The organism is Citrobacter amalonaticus Y19 (assembly GCF_000981805.1).
Taxonomy (GTDB): Bacteria; Pseudomonadota; Gammaproteobacteria; order Enterobacterales; family Enterobacteriaceae; genus Citrobacter_A; species Citrobacter_A amalonaticus_C.
In genome coordinates, this window is sequence record NZ_CP011132.1 from 2,659,243 (window position 1) to 2,680,353 (window position 21,111).

Sequence of the window (21,111 nt, forward strand, 5' to 3'; positions counted from 1 at the left end):
AAAAGTGAAAAAAAAGAAGGCATCAATAATGCCTTCTTTTATATGCGTAATCCGGGGTCAATTACAAATCATCAAGGAAAGTTTTATCCAGTTGTTTGAAGGCACGCTTAAGCGTGTCAGCTAGCGCCTGGTAATCCGGCTTCCCTTCCACCGGGGAGAGCGCTTGCCCAGCTTCCTGTAATTTTCCTCTGACTTCATAGAACCAGTTCAGTATAGAGGGCGGAAGTGGCGTGACGGAACGTTTTCCTAACCACCACAGCCCCTGCATCGGCAGGCTAAGCGCGAACAACGCGGTGGCGACGGCAGGCCCTAGCTGGCCGCCCAGTGCTATCTGCCAGCACAGCGTAAAAATGGCGATTGGCGGCATAAAGCGGATCGCGTAACGCGTCATCCGTATCACGCGGTTCTCAACAAAGACGGGCGCAAGGCGCTTTTCCATTGGCCACGTCTTTGAGTAATGCTGCCCCCGACGAAAAAGGCTGAAAAAATTTACGGAGCGATGATCCGGCGTCGACATGGCTTACCTCAACTTCACATATAAAAATTCAAATATTTGTGCAAAACAACAACTATACGGGACAACGTTCAAAACATTTTGTCATTGATACCGACTATCGGGTATCCTGTAGCGGCCTGTAAATGGCCAGTAGTCCAAAATCATTGAGTCGTCAAATTTACATATAGTATGCCATTGGCTGAAAAATACGCAAAATGGCATAGACTCAAAGGTATTTCTTCCATCGTGCCAAAAAACACAACTGGCATGATGTTAATCATAAATGTCAGCGTCACACTGCGCTACGCTTTTGGCTCCCTGACGTTTTTTTAGCCACGTATCAATAATAGGTACTTCCATGTCGAGTAAGTTAGTACTGGTTCTGAACTGCGGTAGCTCCTCACTGAAATTTGCAATCATCGATGCAGTTAACGGTGAAGAGTACCTTTCTGGTTTAGCCGAATGTTTCCATCTCCCAGAAGCACGTATCAAATGGAAAATGGATGGCGGTAAACAAGAAGCGGCTTTAGGTGCAGGCGCCGCTCACAGTGAAGCGCTGAACTTTATCGTTAATACTATTCTGGCACAAAAACCAGAACTGTCTGCGCAGTTGACTGCAATCGGTCACCGTATCGTACACGGCGGCGAGAAGTATACCAGCTCCGTGGTTATCGATGACTCTGTTATTCAGGGCATCAAAGATTCTGCCTCTTTCGCACCGCTGCACAACCCGGCTCACCTGATCGGGATCGCAGAAGCGCTGAAATCCTTCCCGAATCTGAAAGACAAGAACGTGGCTGTGTTTGACACCGCGTTCCATCAGACCATGCCGGAAGAGTCTTACCTCTACGCCCTGCCGTACAGCCTGTACAAAGAACACGGCGTTCGTCGTTATGGCGCGCACGGTACCAGCCACTTCTTCGTCACTCAGGAAGCGGCAAAAATGCTGAACAAGCCGGTAGACGAGCTGAACATCATCACTTGCCACCTGGGCAACGGTGGTTCCGTTTCTGCTATCCGCAACGGTAAATGTGTTGATACGTCTATGGGTCTGACCCCGCTGGAAGGTCTGGTGATGGGTACCCGTTCTGGTGACATTGACCCAGCAATCATTTTCCACCTGCACGACACGCTGGGTATGAGCGTTGATCAGATCAACAAGATGCTGACCAAAGAGTCTGGCCTGCTGGGTCTGACCGAAGTCACCAGCGACTGCCGTTACGTTGAAGACAACTACACCACCAAAGAAGACGCGAAACGTGCAATGGACGTTTACTGCCACCGTCTGGCGAAGTACATCGGTTCCTACACGGCGCTGATGGACGGTCGTCTGGACGCGGTTGTCTTCACCGGTGGTATCGGTGAGAACGCGGCGATGGTTCGCGAGCTGTCCCTGGGTAAACTGGGCGTGCTGGGCTTTGATGTTGATCATGAACGTAACCTGGCTGCACGTTTCGGCAAGTCCGGTTTCATCAACAAGGAAGGTACCCGTCCTGCGGTGGTGATCCCAACCAACGAAGAACTGGTTATCGCGCAAGACGCGAGCCGTCTGACTGCCTGATTTCACACCGCCAGCTAAGCTGGCGGTGCTGTTTTGTAACCCGCCCAACGGGCGGTAACGAAAGAGGATAAACCGTGTCCCGTATTATTATGCTGATCCCTACCGGAACCAGCGTCGGCCTGACCAGCGTCAGCCTTGGCGTCATCCGCGCTATGGAACGCAAAGGCGTTCGTCTGAGTGTCTTTAAGCCCATCTCCCAGCCACGCGCCGGTGGCGATGCGCCTGACCAGACCACCGCTATCGTTCGTGCAAACTCCTCTGTCACCGCGGCTGAGCCGCTGAAGATGAGTCACGTTGAGTCTCTGCTGTCCAGCAATCAGAAAGATGTGCTGATGGAAGAGATCATCGCGAACTACCACGCGAACACCAAAGACGCAGAAGTGGTACTGGTTGAAGGCCTGGTCCCAACCCGTAAACACCAGTTTGCGCAGTCTCTGAACTACGAAATCGCTAAAACGCTGAATGCGGAAATCGTCTTCGTGATGTCTCAGGGCACCGATACGCCGGAACAACTGAACGAGCGTATTGAACTGACTCGCAGCAGCTTCGGCGGCGCAAAAAACACCAACATCACCGGCGTTATCGTTAACAAACTGAACGCCCCGGTTGATGAACAGGGCCGTACTCGCCCGGATCTGTCCGAGATTTTCGACGACTCTTCCAAAGCACAAATCGTGAAAGTTGATCCGGCTAAGCTCACCGCAAGCAGCCCGCTGCCGGTTCTGGGCGCGGTGCCGTGGAGCTTTGATCTGATCGCGACCCGTGCTATCGACATGGCGCGCCACCTGAATGCCACCATCGTTAACGAAGGCGACATCAACACGCGTCGCGTGAAGTCTGTCACCTTCTGTGCGCGCAGCATTCCGCACATGCTGGAACACTTCCGTGCCGGTTCTCTGCTGGTCACCTCCGCTGACCGTCCGGACGTGCTGGTTGCTGCATGCCTGGCTGCGATGAACGGCGTAGAAATCGGTGCCCTGCTGCTGACTGGCGGTTACGAAATGGACGCGCGCATCTCTAAACTGTGTGAACGCGCTTTCGCGACCGGCCTGCCGGTATTCATGGTGAACACCAATACCTGGCAGACCTCTCTGAGCCTGCAGAGCTTCAACCTCGAAGTGCCGGTTGACGATCACGCTCGTATCGAGAAAGTCCAGGAGTACGTGGCAAACTACATCAACGCTGACTGGATCGAGTCTCTGACCGCGACCTCTGAGCGTAGCCGTCGTCTGTCTCCGCCAGCGTTCCGCTATCAGCTGACCGAACTGGCGCGTAAAGCCGGTAAACGTGTTGTGCTGCCGGAAGGCGACGAACCGCGTACCGTGAAAGCGGCGGCCATCTGTGCTGAACGTGGTATCGCTACCTGCGTGCTGCTGGGTAACCCGGAAGAGATCAACCGTGTTGCGGCGTCTCAGGGCGTTGAACTCGGCGCTGGCATCGAAATCGTAGACCCGGAAGTGGTTCGCGAAAGCTATGTCGCCCGTCTGGTTGAACTGCGTAAGAGCAAAGGCATGACCGAAACCGTTGCCCGCGAACAGCTGGAAGATAACGTGGTTCTCGGTACGCTGATGCTGGAACAAGACGAAGTTGACGGTCTGGTATCGGGCGCCGTTCACACCACGGCTAACACCATTCGTCCGCCGCTGCAACTGATCAAAACAGCGCCAGGCAGTTCACTGGTTTCCTCCGTATTCTTCATGCTGCTGCCGGAACAGGTTTACGTTTACGGCGACTGCGCGATCAACCCGGATCCGACCGCTGAACAACTGGCTGAGATCGCTATCCAGTCTGCTGATTCCGCCATTGCCTTTGGTATCGAACCGCGCGTCGCGATGCTCTCCTACTCCACCGGCACCTCTGGCGCGGGTAGCGACGTAGAAAAAGTACGTGAAGCGACTCGTCTGGCGCAGGAAAAACGTCCTGACCTGATGATCGATGGTCCGCTGCAGTACGATGCCGCCGTGATGGCGGATGTCGCGAAATCCAAAGCGCCGAACTCTCCGGTTGCCGGTCGCGCTACCGTGTTCATCTTCCCGGATCTGAACACCGGTAACACCACCTACAAAGCGGTACAGCGTTCTGCCGACCTGATCTCCATCGGGCCGATGCTGCAGGGTATGCGCAAGCCGGTGAACGACCTGTCCCGTGGCGCGCTGGTTGACGATATCGTCTACACCATCGCCCTGACCGCGATTCAGTCTTCACAGCAGCAGTAAACCGCCCACCTGGGCTCTGATGAGCCCAGTCAACACCCGGAAATAGCCACTATTTCCGGGTGTTTTATTTCCGCCCTTCCCGCTTTGTAAAATCTGATTTTTTGGGCTTAACTGCGCTGTATCAATGAATAACCATTCGCCTGTTTGCATACTTAGCCTCTTTGCTTTGCAACAGGGATAGACGGTCATGTCTGCAGTAACCGAAACACAGCCAACCAAAAGAAAATGGGCCATGCCCGATACGTTGGTCATTATTTTCTTTGTCGCTATTTTAACCAGCCTTGCGACCTGGGTTGTCCCCGTCGGGATGTTCGACAGCCAGGAGGTGCAGTACCAGTTAGATGGTCAGACAAAAACCCGTAAAGTGGTCGATCCGCACTCCTTTCGTATTCTGACCAACGAGGCAGGTGAAGCGCAGTATCACCCGGTGAAGTTCTTTACCACCGGTGACGAAAGTCCGGGCCTGATGAACTTCCCATTCGAAGGGCTGACTTCTGGCTCTAAATTCGGTACCGCCGTCGGTATCATCATGTTTATGCTGGTGATTGGTGGCGCGTTTGGCATCGTCATGCGTACGGGTACCATTGATAATGGCATCCTGGCGCTGATCCGCCATACCAAAGGTAACGAAGTGCTGTTCATCCCGGTACTGTTTATTCTCTTCTCGCTGGGCGGCGCCGTATTCGGTATGGGGGAAGAGGCGGTTGCCTTTGCGATCATCATCGCGCCGCTGATGGTGAGGCTGGGCTATGACAGTATCACCACCGTGCTGGTGACCTATATTGCGACGCAAATCGGCTTTGCCAGTTCGTGGATGAACCCTTTCTGCGTGGTGGTCGCTCAGGGTATTGCCGGCGTCCCCGTCCTCTCCGGTTCCGGTCTGCGCATCGTGGTCTGGGTCATTGCAACGCTGATTGGCCTGACGTTTACCCTGGCCTACGCCTCGCGGGTGAAAAAGAACCCGCTTCTGTCGCGCGTCCATGAATCTGACCGTTTCTTCCGTGAACAACAGAATGACGTTGTCGAGCGACGCTTCACGATCGGCGACTGGCTGGTGCTGCTGGTTCTGACCGGCGTGATGGTATGGGTTGTCTGGGGCGTCATCGTCAACGCCTGGTTTATTCCTGAAATCGCCAGCCAGTTCTTCACCATGGGCCTGGTGATTGGCATTATCGCCGTTGTCTTTCGCCTTAACGGCATGACGGTCAACATTATGGCTTCCTCTTTCACTGAAGGCGCGCGCATGATGATTGCCCCCGCCCTGCTGGTGGGCTTTGCCAAAGGCATATTGCTGCTGGTAGGCAACGGTGAAGCGGGTGACGCGAGTGTGCTGAATACGCTGTTGCACAGTATTGCCAACGGCATCAGTGGGCTGGATAACGCCGTTGCCGCGTGGTTTATGCTGCTCTTCCAGGCCGTGTTTAATTTCTTTGTTACCTCGGGATCCGGCCAGGCGGCGCTGACCATGCCACTGTTAGCGCCACTCGGCGATCTGGTGGGGGTTAACCGTCAGGTGACCGTGCTGGCGTTCCAGTTTGGCGATGGCTTCAGCCATATCATCTATCCGACCTCAGCGTCACTGATGGCGACGTTAGGTGTCTGTCGGGTGGATTTCCGTAACTGGCTGAAAGTGGGTGCGACGCTGCTGGGACTGCTGTTTATTATGTCCAGTGTGGTGGTGATTGGCGCACAGATTATGGGATACCATTGATCCAAAATGCCGGATGGCGACGCTAATGCGTCTTATCCGGCTGACAGTCTTTCTTATCCTCGTAGGCCGGATAAGCGTTAGCGCTTATCCGGCATTACCTTTCTAAAGCAGTGATTTTGCTGCGGTCACAATTGCTGCCGCGGTGAGTCCATACTCTTCCTGTAAGAAGTCCGGGGTGCCAACCTGTCCATAACGCTCCCGGACGCCCACCCGCCGCATCGGAACCGGACAGGTTTCCACCAGCACTTCCGCTACCGCCGATCCCAGTCCGTTATGGATACTGTGGTTTTCACAGGTCACAATCCGCCCCGTTTTTTCGGCATAGTTTTTCACCAGCATGCGATCGACAGGCTTGAGGGTGAACATGTCGATGACGGCCGAACTGACTCCCATTCGTTCCAGCTGACGTGCCGCTTCCAGCGCTTCAGCCACCATAATCCCATTGGCAATTAAGGTGACATCGTTGCCTTCGCGCAACACATTCCCTTTTCCCAGCGTGAAGGTCGATCCCGGGGCATAAATACTCGGTGCCTGTTTACGGATGGTGCGCACCCAGTAGAACCCGTCGAGGTCGATCAGTTGGCGTAAGATATCCTCAAACATGACGGCATCAGTGACTTCCAGCACGACCGAATGCGCCAGCCCGCGAACGATGCCCATATCTTCGAAAGACATATGCGTCCCGCCGTTATGACAGGCGGTCACGCCAGCATCGGAGGCGATGACTTTGACGTTACTCCGCTGGTAATCGAGCGACATAAACAACTGATCGAAACAGCGGCGACTGGCAAACGCCGTAAAGGTATGCACAAACGGCTTGCGTCCGGTCAGCGCCAGCCCTGCCGCAGTACCTATGACGTTCGCCTCCATGATGCCGCAATTAATAACATGCTGCGGATACTCGCGCGCCACACCGTCCATCGCCATGGAGCTCATCAAATCGGCTTCCAGCGCAATAATCGGGCTTCCCGCCGCCACTTCTTTCGCGACAAAACCGGCATAAACCTTGCGCATCTCCACACTGTCTTTTTGCCCTTCGGGCGCGAGCTTAATCATGCGTAGCCTCCAGTTGGCGAAGGTTATCGTTCAGCGCAAGTCTTGACGCATCCGTCAGGCGCAGGTGATGCGAGTTGGTTAATTGCTCCAGATACGGCACTCCCTGACCTTTGATGCTGTCAAGAATCACGACGCGTGGACGTGCCTGGTTATCCAGAACCGGTTGTACCACCGCCAACAGTCCAGGGATGTCATCCCCTTTCACCGTGAACGCCTCAAAACCAAACGCGCGGAATTTATCTTCAAGACAAAACGGGTGAATGATGTCATCCAGTTCGCCGTCCAGTTGCTGCTTATTCCAGTCAACGAAAACCGTCAGGTTATTCAGCCGATGGTGGGCAATAAACTGGAACGCTTCCCAGCACTGCCCTTCATTGAGCTCGCCATCGCCGACAATGCAGAATACCCGGTTCGCCCGCTGCGCCAGTTTGTGCGACAGCGCCATCCCCGCGGCGATAGAAATGCCCTGCCCCAGCGATCCTGTCGTCGCATCAACGCCACGCGTCTTAAGCCTGTCCGGGTGACTGGGCAGGCGTGTGCCATTCTGGTTCAGCGTGCTCAACTCAGCGACCGGGAAGTAGCCTTTCAGCGCCAGCGTGCTATACAGCGCTGGCCCGGCATGGCCTTTTGACAACACGAAATAGTCCCGCTCCGGCCAGTCCGGATCGGCTGGATCAATGTTCATCACCTCGCCATACAAAACCGCCAGCGTTTCCACCACCGACATACAGCCGCCAAAATGGCCAAAGCCGAGATGAATGAGCGACTTCAGGGTGGCGATGCGAATTTCCCGCGCCAGTTGGGTTACCGCCTTCACACTCATGATTTGGCTCCATTATTTTCCTCAGTCTGACCCGCTACCGTCCGGTTTTTCGCGAACAGATTCCAGGCCACCAACAGCGCAAACAACGCCACAACCAGCCCCGTGATGGCAAAAGGCGACAGATAACGCGCCAGATTGCCGAGAACGATGCCAATGACGCCAAAGTCAGCATCCGAGAAGGTGGTATTGGCAAAACCAATCGCGCCCAGTACAGGCAGGAGCAGAACCGGCAGGAAGGTGATTAACAGGCCATTGGCAAACGCGCCAATCATGGCCCCGCGACGCCCACCGGTGGCGTTACCAAACACCCCGGCCGTTGCGCCAGTGAAAAAGTGGGGAACAACGCCTGGCAGGATCAGCACCAGTTTCATCTGCCCCAGCAGGAACAATCCCACCAGGCCTCCGAGGAAACTGAACAGAAAGCCAATCAGTACCGCATTCGGGGCATAGGGATAGACCACCGGGCAATCCAGTGCAGGCCGCGCATTAGGCACCAGTTTTTCAGAAAAACCGGTAAACGCCGGGACGATTTCCGCCAGAATCAGACGGACGCCTTGCAGAATAATGAATACCCCGGCAGCAAAGGTGATCGCCATGATGATGGCGTAAACCAGATAGTTCTGCCCGCCGCTGAAGGTACTTTCGACATATTCCCGACCGGCGCTGATCGCCATAATCAGATAGATTATCATCATGGTCAGAGAGATAGAGATTGAACTGTCGCGCAGGAAGCTCAGGTTTTTCGGCAAGTTCATCTCTTCGGTCGAACGGGAGCCCTTGCCGCAGACGCTGCCAATCCAGCCTGACAGCACGTATCCCAGGGTGCCGAAGTGACCAAAGGCAATCTCATCATTACCGGTGATCCGTCGCATGTAACGCTGCGCCAGCGCGGGGAAAAAGGCCATCACCAACCCCAGAATCAACGAGCCCGTAAAGACCAGGCCAATCCCGTCGAATCCGGCGACGGTCAGAATGACGCCGATCATGCAGGCCATATAAAACGTATGATGCCCGGTCAGAAAGATATACTTCAGGCGCGTGAAGCGGGCGACAATAATATTCGCCACCATCCCAAATGCCATAATAAGCGCGGTTGAAGCACCATATTTCTCGAGGGCAATAGAGACAATGGCTTCGTTATTAGGAATGATGCCCTGAATATTAAAGGCGTGCTCAAACATTCCGCCTAACGGATTTAACGATCCCACCAGCACCGTTGCGCCGCCGCCAAGAACAATAAACCCCAGAATCGTTTTAATTGTTCCTTTTATCACATCGGAAAACGATTTCTTCTGTGCCACCAGGCCAATTAATGCAATTAACCCCACCAGCACGGAGGGGACTTTAAGAATATCAACAACAAAATTCAGCGTTTCAAGGATAAACATATCCACCTCGCTTTATGCACATCAGCGCGCAAACGACCTTCAGGTCATTTGCATGATTGGGTGCATTTACCGTTATTGTTTGTCGAACCATGCGTGCAATTGCGCTTCCAGTTCATTGATATCGATAATATTAGTAATCACCACCAGTTGCGCCTCCGGTACGCTGGCGCTGGCGGCAATATCTTTTGCCATCACAAACAGATCGGCAGCCCCTGGCGTGGCGGAGGAGAGATCGGAATGTTCAACGTCTGCCTGAATATTAAGTTTCTTGAGCACTTTTTTAATATTCATTTCGACCATAAAACTGCTGCCCAGGCCAGAGCCACAAATCGCCAGAATTTTCATTATTATCCCCTTTTTTAAGTAGAGTACGCCCGCATCACGCTTTCGCGTCATGTTTTAGAAGATGCCCAAACGACTTACATCAGAAACGTGAAATAACTGTTTTAATTTCCTCCAGGGTTGTTGCCTGATGTAATTGCACCAGACCTTCGTCGCTTGAAAATAATTCCGCCAGTGCGGATATCATCGCAATATGGCTATGTTTATCCGGTGCCGCCAGCATGATAATAATATCGACAGGATCAAATTCACCTGCGCCAAATGAAACACCGTGCTCCAGTTTCAACAATGAGAGCCCTAATGCTTTTGCCCCTTCTTCTGGTCTGGCATGCGGCATCGCCAGACCCGGCGCCAGGACGTAATAAGGTCCCAGTTGATGGTGCTGCGCGACGATGGCGGTGAGGTATTCCGATGTAATGACCCCGGCGGCAAGCAAAGGTCTGGCACACCATTCAAGGGCCTGTTGCCAGTCCTCAACGCTCTCGCGCAGCATGATGGTTGTCTCCGTTAACCATTTATTCAGCACGCCCTCTCCTTATTTTTTGCTCAATGTGAGCAAACTTTATTCAACCCATAAAACCTTATCTGCGATCAGACTCACAAAGATAGCGCTATCAGGGGATATCGTTCAGATATGTGATAGCGCTATCAAAATACAATACCCCGGTAAAATCACAGCAATGAAAACCATTAAAGGCGTATACTTGCCCTGCATACGAAGCATAAAAATGACGATAGAAAGCGGCTCAACCGGTTGTAATTGCGCAGGAATGTGTATGTCTCTGACCCGAAAACGACGTAGTACAGGCAAAGTGACCATCGCTGATGTCGCTCAACTTGCTGGTGTCGGCACCATGACCGTCTCTCGTGCACTGCGCACGCCTGAACAGGTTTCCGATAAACTCCGGGAAAAAATAGACGCCGCTGTGCATGAACTGGGCTACATGCCCAATCTGGCGGCAAGTGCGCTGGCATCTGCGTCATCACGAACCATTGCGATGGTTGTGCCGAATCTCTCTGAGGCTGGCTGCTCGGAAATGTTCGCTGGATTGCAGGAAGTCCTTCAACCCGCCGGGTACCAGATCATGCTGGCAGAGTCCCGTCATCGCCTGGAACAAGAAGAAACATTGCTGGAGACGCTGCTGGCCTCCAATATTGCCGCTGCCATTTTGCTCAGCGTTGAGCACAGCGACACCGTGCGGAACTGGCTGAAGAACGCCAGGATTCCGGTCATGGAGATGGGCGCGATTCGTAGCGATCCCATTGATATGAACATTGGTATTGATAATGTCGCCGCCATGTTTGAACTCACCGAAATGTTGATTCAACGCGGCTACCAGAACATTGGACTGCTCTGCGCCAATCAGGAACAGTGGATTTTTCAGCAACACTTGCAGGGCTGGTATAAGGCAATGATGCGCCACCATATGTCGCCGAATCGGGTGATTAACGCGGCGCTCCCCCCCAACTTCTCCACCGGCGCTTCGCAACTGCCCGAGTTTATTCTCGCCTGGCCCGAACTCGACGCGCTGGTTTGCGTGTCGGATGAACTGGCCTGCGGCGTGCTGTATGAGTGCCAACGGCGACGCATCAAGGTGCCTGACAATCTGGCGGTGGTCGGATTTGGCGATAGCGATGTGAGCAGGGTTTGCCAGCCGCCGTTAACCACGATGGCAGTGCCCCATCGTAAGATTGGCATTGAGGCTGGACGGGCATTACTGGCGCGATTTGAGGATGGCAACTGGAGCGATCAAAAACCAATCGCCTCCAGTTTACGCATAAGGGACAGTTGCTGAGCGGTTACTCCGCCTCTTCCTGCTTCTCCTGCTGCGGCTCTGACCTGGCAGCTTCGTTTTTGGCGTTACGGGTCATCCACAGCGCCAGCGCTTTCAGAGAGTCGGGCGTGAATTCATCACAGCGGGCGGTAATTTCTTCTGGCGTCAGCCAGCACACTTCGCTGACCTCTTCTTCCTGCAAGGCGAACGGGCCGTGTGACACACAGCTGAACAACGCACCCCAGACGCGACAGTTCTTATCTTCAAAATTGAACTGGCCGTGTTCAGCGAAAGGCACACCGGCAATGCCTAACTCTTCTTCCGCTTCACGACGGGCAGAATCCAGCAGCTGTTCGTCGGCCTGCACAACGCCACCAGCAGTGGCATCTAACATGCCGGGTAAAAAGTCTTTTGTCTCGGTACGACGCTGCACCAGTATTTTGCCCATCCCGTCGTGGACGACAATATAGGTCGCACGATGACGCAGGCCCTGCGCTCGCATCTGTTCCCGGCTGGATTGTGCAATGACTTCGTTGTCTTCATTCACAATATCCACCCATTCCGTACTTGCCAAACGACGCTGTTCCACCATCAGGAAACCTTCTTTTTCTGGCGCTCTTACGGCGCATTTACATATGTGGGGGTAAATTACGAATTAATCGCTACCTGTGCAATGATACTTTGATCATTGAGTGCGATAACACTTAAAACATTATCATCCAGCAGGCCGTAACTTGCCTGAAAGCCGCCTTTCGGAATGCTCACTGAACCCGGGTTGAAGTGATAAATATCGCCCCTTTTTTCTGCCACTGGCAGATGCGTATGCCCATACACCAGGACATCGCCAGTACGTAGAGGTGGCAGGCTATCCGGCCCAAAGAGATGGCCGTGTGTCAGAAATAGCCGCTGATTAGCCAATAGCACCTGCTGCCAGGGCGCGGTCATTGGAAACTGCAACAGCATCTGATCCACTTCGCTATCACAGTTTCCCCGTACCGCGATAATCTGCGCGGCCTGTTCGTTCAGTCGTTCAGCCACCTGCGCAGGCGCGTAGCCTTCGGGTAAGGCATTTCGCGGCCCGTGGTTGAGTACATCGCCCAGTATCACCAGCCACTGCGCGCCGCTCTGTGAAAACACCGTCAGCACGCGTTCTGTGGCAGGCAAGGACCCGTGAATGTCGGATGCAAACATCAGTTTCATCACATACTCCGTGTCATCAAAATCTGCATTATGATACTGGATTGTAGACGCTTTATCAGCCTGAACGCTTCGCGGAAAGCGCAATATAGCGCTGGACAGAAGCGCGTTGCCACTGAAATGCTGCATATTCCGCCAGTCGTTCAGGGACCTCGTCGCCATTGAGGACCAACCGGTTGAGCATCAGGGCTAAATCGGTATCGGCCAGACACCATTCACCGAAAAGATTTGGCATGTCGTGCGCCAGCAGATTCCCCGCCGTGGCGAACAGTTTTTCGGCGCTGGCTTTTCCCGCCTCGCTCAGCGGCCCTTTTTTTTCGCCTCCGAAAACGACATCTGTCGGACGCTCTTCACGAATAGGCATTAAATCACTGCGCAGCCATGCCTGAATCTGTCGCGCGCGGGCGCGCTTTTGCAGATCGTGAGGATAGATGCGTTCCCAGGTAGGTGGCGCAAAACGGTCTTCCAGATATTCAGCAATCGCAGAAGACTCGCTCAGTTCAAAATCATCGATTTCCAGCAGCGGTACACGGCGAGTCAGTGCAAAACCCTGCCAGCCCGGTTGTAGATGTTCGCCGCGGCTCAGGTCGACGGTTTTCAGACTAAACGGCAGCCCCTTTTCCTGCAACGCGACATAGGCCGATAGCACGTAGGGAGAGAAAAAGTTCGCGTCTGACCAAAGCGTGATGGTGGGTTTACTCATAGCATCCTCGTCGTTAGTAGGCTTTTCTCCCAACATAGAGGGTCTTTCGCTTGCTGTCACCTGATGAAAACTCACACAGCGCAGCAGGCTTTCTATACTTGTGATTGTCTTATTCCACTCAACGCTTTCTGGAGCTGAAATGATCGACCTCTATTACGCCCCGACACCCAATGGGCACAAGATTACGATCTTCCTTGAAGAGGCTGCGCTGGACTACCGACTCATTAAGGTGGATATCAGCAAGGGTAATCAGTTTCGCCCTGATTTTCTGGCCATTTCCCCCAACAATAAAATCCCCGCCATCGTCGATCATGCTCCGGTCGATGGCGGCGCACCGCTCAGCCTGTTTGAATCTGGCGCCATTCTGGTCTATCTGGCGGAAAAGAGTGGCCTGTTGCTGAGCGGCGAATTGCGCGAGCGCTGTACCACGCTGCAATGGCTATTCTGGCAAGTGGGCGGACTGGGACCGATGCTCGGTCAGAATCACCATTTCAACCATTTCGCCCCGCAGGCCATCCCCTACGCTATCGAGCGCTATCAGGTGGAAACACAGCGACTGTACAACGTCCTCAATAAACGGCTGGAAACGTCGCCGTGGCTGGGGGGTGAACATTACAGCATTGCCGATATTGCCTGCTGGCCGTGGGTGAACGCCTGGCAGCGCCAACGTGTCGACCTTGAGATGTTTCCCGCCGTGAAGAACTGGTTTGACCGCATTCGCAGTCGGCCCGCCACGGAGCGCGCGATGCTGCAGGCGCACCAGGATACTGCGAGTGCAAAAGGATAACGTGGCGGGATTCTCGTGTATCATGCGAGAGTTCATACATGGAGGAGACCTGCAATGTCACATCATGACGCTATTATTCGTATAAAAAACCTTCGCTTACGCACTTTCATCGGTATCAAAGAGGAAGAGGTCAACAACCGACAGGATATTGTCATCAACGTTGCAATTCACTATCCGGCAGACAAAGCCCGCGTCAGCGAAGATATCAATGATGCGCTGAACTACCGCACGATCACCAAAAATATCATCCTGCACGTTGAGAACAACCGCTTCTCATTGTTAGAAAAATTAACCCAGGATGTGCTCGATATCGCACGCGAACATCACTGGGTCACTTATGCTGAAGTGGAAGTCGACAAACTACACGCGTTGCGTTATGCCGATTCTGTCTCCATGACGTTGAGCTGGCAGCGCTAACCGCCATCACGGGAGGCTGCATGAAGATACTGGTAACCGGAGGAACTGGCCTTATCGGAGGACACCTGGTCCCGCGCCTACAGGAACTGGGTCATCAGGTGACTGTACTGACCCGCCGCCCCGATGACGCCCATAAGAAACTCAATAATCGGGTCACGCTGTGGAGCACGCTGGACGATAAGCGCAACCTCGACGGTATCGATGCGGTGATTAACCTGGCCGGTGAGCCGATTGCTGACAAGCGCTGGACGACAGAGCAAAAAGATCGCCTGTGCCAGAGCCGCTGGCGCATCACTCAGAAACTGGCGGACCTCATTAACGCCAGTGAAACGCCGCCGTCGGTCCTGATTTCAGGTTCGGCCGCCGGTTATTACGGCGATCTCGGCGAAGTGGTGGTTACCGAGGAAGAGCCGCCGCATAACGAATTCACCCATAAGCTTTGCGCGCGCTGGGAGCAAATTGCCTGTGAGGCGCAAAGCGACAGAACGCGGGTGTGCCTGCTGCGTACCGGCGTGGTGCTGGCGCCAGAAGGAGGGATCCTCGCCAAAATGATCCCGCCGTTTCGCCTGGGTCTTGGTGGCCCCATTGGCAGCGGTCGCCAGTATCTGGCCTGGATCCACATTGATGACATGGTCAATGCGATCCTCTGGCTGCTGGATAACGACCTGCGTGGACCGTTCAACATGGTTTCACCCTATCCGGTACGCAATGAGCAGTTTGCTCATGCGCTGGGACATGCCCTACAGCGGCCTGCGATTCTTCGCGTACCGGCAACGGTGATTCGCCTGCTGATGGGTGAGTCATCCGTTCTGGTGCTGGGTGGGCAGCGCGCCCTGCCAAAGCGACTGGAAGCCGCCGGATTTCCCTTCCGTTGGTATGATCTTGAAGAAGCGCTGGCGGATGTTGTTCGCTAACGTCTTCCCTGTTTACTCTCGCTATTCCGGTGGTAAGGTAGTCTCACTGGCTTCCGGAATGGCGATTTTATGGCACGACTCACCACTGAACGACTGACGCTTTCCCCGTTTCAACCCACAGACTGGCCCTTTTTCCTCGCGCTTCGTGAAAATCCGGACGTCATGCGTTTTATGGGCAACCTCTGCCCCGAACGCGAAACACGCTTACTGTTTGCACGGCGCCTCACCTCAAAGCATACCTTTGTGATCCGCCAGCATCACGACGCCACGCCTCTGGGCGACATTGGTTTACAGGTAAGCCATCATTTTCCGCAGGAAGCAGATATTGGTTATTGCATCATCCCCGCCTTTCAGGGACGGGGGATTGCCAGCGAAGCCGTCAGCGCCGTCTGTCAGTATGCTTTTCGTGACGCTGGCGTAAAGGCAATCAACGCCTGGGTACTGGCGGAGAATCAGGGATCGGTGCGCTTGCTGGAAAAGCTGGGGTTTACGCGTACGCAGGTGCTGGAGAAAGCGTTTGAGGTCAACGGTATCCACTACGATGACTGGGGATACCGTCTGGAGGCAGAGGCGTTTGTTGATCTGTAGGCGTTTGGTGATCTGTAGGCCGGATAAGGCGTTTACGCCGCCATCCGGCATTGAATGTTAACCTGAAAAGGCCACGCCAACAGAGAACGGTTACTTCAGCGAACCTTTGAGGAACTGTTGCAGCCGTGGACTTTGCGGATTACCAAAGAGTTGCTCCGGATTGCCCTCTTCTTCGATTTTCCCCTGATGCAGGAAAATTACGTGGCTTGAGACATGGCGGGCAAAGCCCATTTCATGCGTCACCACCACCATCGTTTTTCCCTCTTCTGCCAGTTGCTGCATGATACGCAGCACCTCGCCCACCAGTTCAGGATCCAGCGCCGAGGTCGGTTCATCAAAGAGCAACACCTCCGGCTCCATCGCCAGGGCGCGCGCAATCGACACGCGCTGCTGCTGACCACCGGAAAGATGCACCGGATATTTTCCCTGGGCGCGCTCATCAATACCGACTTTCGCCAGATATTTGATCGCCCGCTCGCGGGACTCCTGTTTGCTCAGACCCAGTACCTGAATCGGCGCTTCCATGACGTTTTCCAGCACCGTCATGTGGCTCCACAGGTTAAAGTGCTGAAACACCATCGTCAGGCGCGTACGCAGTAAACGAAGCTGATTTTTATCCGCCACCTTTAGCTGACCGTCTTTGTCACGCACCAGGTTGATGTTCTGGCCATTGACCACAATCGACCCTTCGCTCGGTTTTTCGAGGAAGTTTATGCAGCGCAAAAACGTACTTTTACCCGAGCCAGATGAGCCAATAATACTGATCACATCTCCGGCGTTGGCCTGCAGCGAAACCCCTTTCAGCACTTCGTGTTCGCCGTAGCGTTTGTGCAAATCGATAACGTTTAATTTATTCTCAGACATCGTGTTACTCGAATTATTTAGAGGAAACATGCTGCAACCAGCGCTTTTCCGCGCGGCGGAAGAGGCTTATCAGGACATACGATATGATTAAGTACAGCACGGCGGCAATACCGAAGGCGGTAAAGGGCTGATAGGTCGCCGAGTTAATATCACGGGCGATTTTCAGCAGATCCGGAACCGTTGCGGTGAAGGCCAGCGCCGTAGAGTGCAACATCAAAATGACCTCGTTGCTGTACGCGGGTAACGCGATACGCAGCGCCGAAGGCAGAATAATGCAACGATACATTTTGAACGAGGAGAAGCCATACGCGCGCGCCGCTTCAATTTCACCGTGTGGAACCGAGCGGATCGCCCCGGCGAAAATCTCTGTGGTATACGCGCAGGTGTTCAGCGTCAACGCCAGAACGGTACAGTTCAGACCGCTGCGAAAGAAGGCGTTCAGGAAATCCGTGCCTTTGACTATCTCCAGCGTGTACATCCCTGAATAGAACACCAGTAGCTGAACGTACAGCGGCGTCCCGCGAAAAATATAGGTAAACAGCCAGATGGGAAACTGAACGAATTTGTTGCTGGAGACGCGGCCAATCGCCAGAATCACCGCCAGAATACCGCCCATCACCACGGAGGAGATCAGCAGCCACAGCGTAATCGCCACGCCCGTAAAGCGGTAACCGTCCGTCCACAGCAGGGATTTCCAGTACTCCTGAATAATCTCGATCACAGGTCAGCCCTCTTCACACCGACGGAGTAACGGCGCTCAAGGAACAGCAGCACACCATTGGAAACCGTAGTAAATACCAGATAGATAAGTCCGCAGACGATGGCGAAATAGAAAGGCTCCCAGGTGCTCTTCCCGGCCAGTTGCGTGGCTTTGACCACATCTTCCAGACCAAGCAGCGAGACCAGCGCCGTCGCTTTGAGGATCACCTGCCAGTTGTTACCAATCCCCGGCAGCGCGTATCGCATCATCGCCGGGAACATAATGCGGCGAAAAGTTTGTGAAGAGGTGAAACCGAAGGCGGTTGCCGCTTCAATATGTCCTCTGGGTACCGCCATAAAGGCGCCACGGAAGGTTTCCGTAAAATACGCGCCGTAGATAAAGCCGAGCGTAATAATACCGGCGACCATCGGGTCGATATCAATCTGGCTGATGCCTATCGCATCGGTTAACGCGTTGAGCGCTATCTGCAAGCCATAAAAAATCAGCAGCATCAGCACCAGGTCAGGCACCCCGCGAATGAGGGTGGTATAACCTTCGAAAATAAGCCCCGTCACCCGGTTTTGCGAGAGTTTGGCCCCCGCCCCGACGAGGCCGATCAGAACGGCCAGCACCACGGAACTGAGAGCCAGTTCCAGCGTGACAATTGCGCCCTGTAAAATAACACCTGAAAACCCGTACAACATGCTGCCTGTCCTGTCGTGAGTGGTGAGTCAGAAGCCTCTTTTGACGTGATGACACACTTCATTGATGCCGGATGGCGCTACGCTTATCCGGCCTACAAGAGCATCGTCGTAGACCGCGGATAAGGCGAAACCGTCATCCGGCATAAAGCCGGTCAAACATCTTCGGACTTTATCTGCACCTGCGGTGATTAACCGCCATAAACATCAAAATCAAAGTACTTCTTCGCCAGCTTCTCGTAAGTTCCGTCAGCGCGCATTTCTGCAAACGCTTTGTTCAGGGCTTCACGCAATTCGTTATCCTCTTTGCGCAGTCCCATACCGGTCCCTACACCAAACAGTTTCTCGTCTTTCACAGACGGGCCGCCGAATTTGTAATCTTTGCCAACGGGTTGTTTCAGAAAGCCTTCGCTCGCGGCGACTTCGTCCTGGAATGCGGCATCAATACGCCCGGCAGTCAGGTCGGAGTAAATATTGTCCTGGCCCTGATACGACACGATCTCAATGCCTTTTGGCGCCCAGTGTTCGTTACCAAACGTCTCCTGGGTGGTGCCCTGCAGCACACCGACGCGCTTACCTTTCAGCGATTCAACGGTCGGCTGAATGTCAGACGCATTGGCCACCACCAGACGAGAGTCGGCGGCATAAAGCTTGTCGGTGAAGGCGATTTCCTGCTGACGCTTTTCAGTAATTGAAAGCGAGGACATGATGGCGTCGATTTTCTTCGCTTTTAACGAAGGGATCAGCGCATCCAGCGGGTTCTCAACGAAGGTACATTGTGTATTAATACGTTTGCACAGCTCTTTCGCCAGATCGATATCAAAACCGACTAATTCCCCCTGGGCATTCTTTGACTCAAACGGGGCGTAGGTCGGATCGGTACCGATACGAACTTTTTGCGGAATGGCGGCAAATGCTGCGGTAGCACTGGAGAAAGCCAGGACCAGAGAAAGAGATAACACCAGTTTTTTCATAACTATCCTCAACAGACTGTCTTTTATAGGGATGTTTACAGGACCAGGTGCAGTTATCGTGCCACTAATCGGGTCGACAAGGCAAAACATTCTACCCTGTCGCCCGGTTTAATTTGCATGAAAAGCGCTTAAATATGCATTTCCGCCCTGTTCATCTGAAATGATTGCACCATGACAGTGCATTTCGCCCGTCACGCACCGCAATGGTTAACCCAAACAGTGCAATCCGTTCCCCGTATTGAGGTTTCAGTCACCGTAGACGTTAAAGTCAAAGTACTTTTTCGCCATCTTGTCGTAAGTACCATCCTGACGCAGATCGGCCAGCGCCTTATCAAAGGCGGCTTTCAGTTCAGCATCGTCTTTACGTAAACCAACGCCCGTACCGTCCCCGAAGTACTTTTTATCTTTCACGGAAGGACCGGCAAAAGCGTAGTCTTTGCCCGCAGGCTGTTTGAGGAACCCTTCGCTGGCAGCAACTTCATCCTGCAATGCCGCATCAAGACGACCCGCAGTCAGGTCGGAATAGATCAGATCCTGGTTTGCATAGGCCACCACATCCACGCCCTTGCTGCGCCAGATATCATTGGCATACGCTTCCTGAGTCGAGCCTTGTAACACACCAACGTGCTTCCCTTTCAGCGCGTCAAGCGTCGGCTGAATCGGTGACCCTTTCGCCGCGATCAGACGCGAATCCGCCGCGTATAACTTGTCAGAGAAGGCAATTTCCTGCTGACGTTTATCGGTAATGGAGAGCGAAGAGATAATGGCATCAATTTTCTTCGCTTTGAGTGATGGGATCAGCGCATCAAAATCACTGGCGACCCAGGTACATTTAACCTGCATACGCTTACACATCTCATTGCCCAAATCGATATCAAAGCCGACGAAGTCGCCTTTGGCATCTTTCGAAGAGAACGGTGCATAGGTTGTGTCCGTGCCAATGCGCACCGTTTGCGGTAGCGCTGCATAGCTGGATGCCGTTGCAGAAAGACCTATCAGCAATGACAGAGCGAGAATTGACTTCTTCATACATAACCCTCAAGTGGAATGACTTTATTATGTTTTACGCTGTGTTGTGTGTTTGCAGGCTTTTTCATGCAGGTCTTATGCCATTTTCGCGCCGCTCGGGATATTCGACGTTAAATATGTTAATAAAACGTTGCAATATTGTCCTGATGTTGAAGATAGCAGGTCTGCCGGACGAACCGCAGCGTTTCGAATGGATTTAGCGAATTAAATGTTGAGGATATGATCGCGGTTACAAAATTGCCCTGAAACAGGGCAACTGATGCAAAAAGGCACGCTGACGGCGCAGCATTATGCTCCCTGCCAGCGGGTGAAAAGGTCCTGCGGCAGAGGGATATCAAACTGATCGAGAACGCGATTAACTGTTTGATTTATCACATCATCCAGCGTCACAGGACGATGATAAAACGCCGGAACCGGCGGCATAATCACCGCGCCAATTTCCGCCGCCTGAGTCATTAAGCGCAGATGCCCCAGATGAAGCGGCGTTTCCCGAACGCACAATACAAGCGGACGGCGCTCTTTCAACACCACGTCTGCCGCGCGGGTCAACAGACCGTCGGTATAGCTGTGCACAATACCGGAAAGGGTTTTGATTGAGCATGGCAGAATCACCATGCCGGCCGTCGGAAATGAGCCTGATGAAATGCTGGCGGCAATGTCGCGCGCATCGTGCGTCACGCTGGCGAGCGCCTGGACATCGCGCAGCGATAAATCGGTCTCCAGTGACAGCGTCTGGCGGGCGGCCTGACTCATGATCAGATGCGTTTCAACGTCCGGTACATCGCGCAAAACCTGCAACAGCCGCACGCCGTAAATGGCGCCGCTGGCACCGCTGATCCCTACTATGAGTCGTTTCATGATATATCGCC

Annotated in this window: 24 protein-coding genes; 8 read left to right on the forward strand and 16 right to left on the reverse strand. The window is 53.6% G+C overall.

What is annotated here, in order from left to right:
* Nucleotides 1-61: 61 nt before the first annotated feature.
* Nucleotides 62-517, reverse strand: a complete 456-nt coding sequence (yfbV, locus tag F384_RS12250) for a terminus macrodomain insulation protein YfbV (protein WP_042317796.1) — start codon at nucleotides 515-517, stop codon at nucleotides 62-64.
* Nucleotides 518-854: 337 nt separating this feature from the next.
* Between yfbV and ackA the strand changes: the two genes are divergently transcribed.
* Both ackA and pta read left to right on the forward strand, forming a co-directional pair.
* The gene (gene ackA, locus F384_RS12255; protein WP_046483028.1) at nucleotides 855-2,057 is read left to right on the forward strand and encodes an acetate kinase; all 1,203 of its coding nucleotides are present in this window, start codon (nucleotides 855-857) and stop codon (nucleotides 2,055-2,057) included.
* 74 nt (nucleotides 2,058-2,131) lie between these two features.
* Nucleotides 2,132-4,273: a phosphate acetyltransferase gene (gene pta / locus F384_RS12260; RefSeq protein WP_046483030.1), complete on the forward strand. Its 2,142-nt coding sequence runs from the start codon at nucleotides 2,132-2,134 to the stop codon at nucleotides 4,271-4,273.
* Here pta and F384_RS29880 read toward each other — a convergent pair.
* Entirely contained in the window at nucleotides 4,259-4,423 is a 165-nt protein-coding gene (locus tag F384_RS29880; RefSeq protein ID WP_155403994.1) for a hypothetical protein, read from the reverse strand. The two genes, pta and F384_RS29880, sit on opposite strands and share 15 nt — an antisense overlap.
* 37 nt (nucleotides 4,424-4,460) lie before the next feature.
* Between F384_RS29880 and yfcC the strand changes: the two genes are divergently transcribed.
* Nucleotides 4,461-5,984 (forward strand): putative basic amino acid antiporter YfcC, encoded by a 1,524-nt coding sequence (gene yfcC / locus F384_RS12265; protein ID WP_046483033.1) that lies wholly within the window; start codon nucleotides 4,461-4,463, stop codon nucleotides 5,982-5,984.
* A gap of 102 nt (nucleotides 5,985-6,086) precedes the next feature.
* On the opposite strand, the gene F384_RS12270 is transcribed toward yfcC, so the two are convergent.
* From F384_RS12270 to F384_RS12290, 5 genes are all read right to left on the reverse strand, one after another.
* Nucleotides 6,087-7,040, reverse strand: coding sequence for a transketolase family protein (locus F384_RS12270; protein WP_046483036.1), 954 nt, complete (start codon nucleotides 7,038-7,040; stop codon nucleotides 6,087-6,089).
* Entirely contained in the window at nucleotides 7,033-7,863 is an 831-nt protein-coding gene (locus F384_RS12275) for a transketolase (RefSeq protein ID WP_046483037.1), read from the reverse strand. Before F384_RS12275 ends, F384_RS12270 begins: the two co-directional genes overlap by 8 nt.
* Nucleotides 7,860-9,251, reverse strand: a complete 1,392-nt coding sequence (locus tag F384_RS12280) for a PTS ascorbate transporter subunit IIC (protein WP_046483040.1) — start codon at nucleotides 9,249-9,251, stop codon at nucleotides 7,860-7,862. Before F384_RS12280 ends, F384_RS12275 begins: the two co-directional genes overlap by 4 nt.
* 72 nt (nucleotides 9,252-9,323) lie before the next feature.
* Entirely contained in the window at nucleotides 9,324-9,596 is a 273-nt protein-coding gene (locus tag F384_RS12285) for a PTS sugar transporter subunit IIB (protein ID WP_046483043.1), read from the reverse strand.
* A gap of 79 nt (nucleotides 9,597-9,675) precedes the next feature.
* A complete protein-coding gene (locus F384_RS12290) occupies nucleotides 9,676-10,119 on the reverse strand; it encodes a PTS sugar transporter subunit IIA (RefSeq protein ID WP_046483046.1) in 444 nt (147 codons plus the stop codon).
* A gap of 250 nt (nucleotides 10,120-10,369) precedes the next feature.
* On the opposite strand from F384_RS12290, the gene F384_RS12295 reads away from it, so the two are divergent.
* On the forward strand, nucleotides 10,370-11,389 hold the full coding sequence (locus F384_RS12295; protein WP_046483048.1) for a LacI family DNA-binding transcriptional regulator: 1,020 nt from the start codon (nucleotides 10,370-10,372) through the stop codon (nucleotides 11,387-11,389).
* Between the two features lie 4 nt (nucleotides 11,390-11,393).
* Here the strand turns inward: F384_RS12295 and yfcD are convergent, their stop codons facing one another.
* The 3 genes from yfcD to yfcF are packed head-to-tail and all read right to left on the reverse strand — an operon-like array spanning nucleotide 11,394 to nucleotide 13,268.
* Entirely contained in the window at nucleotides 11,394-11,960 is a 567-nt protein-coding gene (yfcD, locus tag F384_RS12300; protein ID WP_046483051.1) for an NUDIX hydrolase YfcD, read from the reverse strand.
* Nucleotides 11,961-12,016: 56 nt separating this feature from the next.
* Entirely contained in the window at nucleotides 12,017-12,568 is a 552-nt protein-coding gene (gene yfcE, locus F384_RS12305; protein ID WP_046483052.1) for a phosphodiesterase, read from the reverse strand.
* Between the two features lie 55 nt (nucleotides 12,569-12,623).
* Nucleotides 12,624-13,268 (reverse strand): glutathione transferase, encoded by a 645-nt coding sequence (gene yfcF / locus F384_RS12310; protein WP_046483055.1) that lies wholly within the window; start codon nucleotides 13,266-13,268, stop codon nucleotides 12,624-12,626.
* Between the two features lie 139 nt (nucleotides 13,269-13,407).
* Between yfcF and yfcG the strand changes: the two genes are divergently transcribed.
* The 4 genes from yfcG to F384_RS12330 all read left to right on the forward strand — a co-directional run bounded on the left by yfcG (nucleotide 13,408) and on the right by F384_RS12330 (nucleotide 15,974).
* Nucleotides 13,408-14,055 carry a GSH-dependent disulfide bond oxidoreductase gene (yfcG, locus tag F384_RS12315; RefSeq protein ID WP_046483058.1) on the forward strand — a complete coding sequence of 216 codons (648 nt, stop codon included), beginning with the start codon at nucleotides 13,408-13,410 and terminating at the stop codon, nucleotides 14,053-14,055.
* Nucleotides 14,056-14,109: 54 nt separating this feature from the next.
* Complete coding sequence (folX, locus tag F384_RS12320) at nucleotides 14,110-14,472, forward strand: dihydroneopterin triphosphate 2'-epimerase (RefSeq protein WP_046483060.1); 363 nt, start codon at nucleotides 14,110-14,112, stop codon at nucleotides 14,470-14,472.
* Between the two features lie 20 nt (nucleotides 14,473-14,492).
* Nucleotides 14,493-15,386, forward strand: a complete 894-nt coding sequence (locus F384_RS12325) for a TIGR01777 family oxidoreductase (protein ID WP_046483062.1) — start codon at nucleotides 14,493-14,495, stop codon at nucleotides 15,384-15,386.
* Between the two features lie 69 nt (nucleotides 15,387-15,455).
* Entirely contained in the window at nucleotides 15,456-15,974 is a 519-nt protein-coding gene (locus F384_RS12330; RefSeq protein ID WP_046483064.1) for a GNAT family N-acetyltransferase, read from the forward strand.
* Between the two features lie 90 nt (nucleotides 15,975-16,064).
* Here the strand turns inward: F384_RS12330 and hisP are convergent, their stop codons facing one another.
* From hisP to F384_RS12360, 6 genes are all read right to left on the reverse strand, one after another.
* Complete coding sequence (gene hisP / locus F384_RS12335) at nucleotides 16,065-16,838, reverse strand: histidine ABC transporter ATP-binding protein HisP (RefSeq protein ID WP_046483066.1); 774 nt, start codon at nucleotides 16,836-16,838, stop codon at nucleotides 16,065-16,067.
* Between the two features lie 13 nt (nucleotides 16,839-16,851).
* Entirely contained in the window at nucleotides 16,852-17,559 is a 708-nt protein-coding gene (hisM, locus tag F384_RS12340) for a histidine ABC transporter permease HisM (RefSeq protein ID WP_046483069.1), read from the reverse strand.
* Nucleotides 17,556-18,242 carry a histidine ABC transporter permease HisQ gene (locus F384_RS12345; RefSeq protein WP_046483073.1) on the reverse strand — a complete coding sequence of 229 codons (687 nt, stop codon included), beginning with the start codon at nucleotides 18,240-18,242 and terminating at the stop codon, nucleotides 17,556-17,558. Before F384_RS12345 ends, hisM begins: the two co-directional genes overlap by 4 nt.
* Before the next feature lie 188 nt (nucleotides 18,243-18,430).
* On the reverse strand, nucleotides 18,431-19,213 hold the full coding sequence (hisJ, locus tag F384_RS12350) for a histidine ABC transporter substrate-binding protein HisJ (RefSeq protein WP_046483076.1): 783 nt from the start codon (nucleotides 19,211-19,213) through the stop codon (nucleotides 18,431-18,433).
* Nucleotides 19,214-19,459: 246 nt separating this feature from the next.
* Entirely contained in the window at nucleotides 19,460-20,242 is a 783-nt protein-coding gene (gene argT / locus F384_RS12355; protein WP_042317767.1) for a lysine/arginine/ornithine ABC transporter substrate-binding protein ArgT, read from the reverse strand.
* Nucleotides 20,243-20,530: 288 nt separating this feature from the next.
* Nucleotides 20,531-21,100, reverse strand: a complete 570-nt coding sequence (locus F384_RS12360) for a UbiX family flavin prenyltransferase (protein WP_046483079.1) — start codon at nucleotides 21,098-21,100, stop codon at nucleotides 20,531-20,533.
* Between the last annotated feature and the right edge of the window lie 11 nt (nucleotides 21,101-21,111).